Source organism: Streptococcus sp. 1343, assembly GCF_013277355.1.
GTDB classification, from domain to species: domain Bacteria; phylum Bacillota; class Bacilli; order Lactobacillales; family Streptococcaceae; genus Streptococcus; species Streptococcus pseudopneumoniae.
This window is the reverse complement of record NZ_VMMT01000051.1, coordinates 1-1102: the sequence shown is the minus strand read 5'-3', so window position 1 is coordinate 1102 and position 1102 is coordinate 1. Positions and strand designations below refer to the sequence as shown.

The window sequence follows — 1102 nt, the reverse complement described above, 5'->3', positions numbered from 1 at the left end:
TCGTTATTGGGCGGTTACATCCATCAACAGAGAGAAGGACGACAAAAAAGAAAGGACAAAATTTGTCCTTTCTGAATCTTAGCTAACTTCCATCTACTACAGTTGGCAAAGAGGCTTCTTCACTATCCGCTATAGGGTAAGTATATCCAGCTAATGTGTAGATTACCCTAGTTCTTTTTAATTGATAAAAAATTGTGTATGTAAAAGCGATTGAGAATCAAATAGAATCATTTACTTAAGCTTCTTCATCATCTTTTTTCTTTTTAGAAAAGAGTAAACCTACTGCTCCAAAGATTGATAGAAGTCCTAGAGCAGCTGTAGTGCTATCTGATCGACTACCAGTATTAGGTAATGCTGCTTCCTTAGCCTTGTCTTTAGCCACTGGGTTAACTGCTGCTACTGCGGCAATTCCGTCTGCTTGCGCTTTGCCCACGCCTGCTTGGTCGCTTGCTGCGTCAATGGCTTGGATAGCTTTGTCCGCTGCCGCTTGGGCTTGTTTCTTAGCCGCTGCTTTTTCTGCATCTGAAAGGTTAGCGTTCGCATCAATCTCAGCTTCTTTTTCCTTAAGCTTAGCCGCTACTGCTGCCTTAGCTTTGTCTTTAGCCACTGGGTTAACTGCTGCTACTGCGGCAATTCCATCTGCTTGCGCTTTGTCCACGCCTGCTTGGTCGCTTGCTGCGTCAATGGCTTGGATAGCTTTGTCCGCTGCCGCTTGGGCTTGTTCCTTAGCCGCTGCTTTTTCTGCATCGGAAAGGTTAGCGTTCGCATCAATCTCGGCTTCTTTTTCCTTAAGCTTAGCTGCTACTGCTTCCTTAGCTTTGTCCTTAGCCACTGGGTTAACTGCTGCTATTGCGGCAATTCCATCTGCTTGCGCTTTGTCCACGCCTGCTTGGTCGCTTGCTGCGTCAATGGCTTGGATAGCTTGGTTCGCTGCTTCCTTAGCTCGATTTTTAGCTGCATCCTTTTCTTCTTTTGTTGCATTTGGAGTGTTGTCAATTGCTGCTAATTTATCTGCTAATTTTTTCGCTAAGTCAGCTTTGGCTGCATTCTTAAGAGCTTCTAAGTCACCTGGTGTGTGGACTCCTGCAATAGCTGTTTCACC

General features: G+C 45.2%; 1 protein-coding gene. It reads right to left on the bottom strand.

Annotated elements, in window-relative coordinates:
* Nucleotides 1-235: 235 nt before the first annotated feature.
* A partial coding sequence (locus HT709_RS07715; RefSeq protein WP_172925651.1) for a DUF1542 domain-containing protein occupies nt 236-1102 on the bottom strand: 867 nt, incomplete at its 5' end.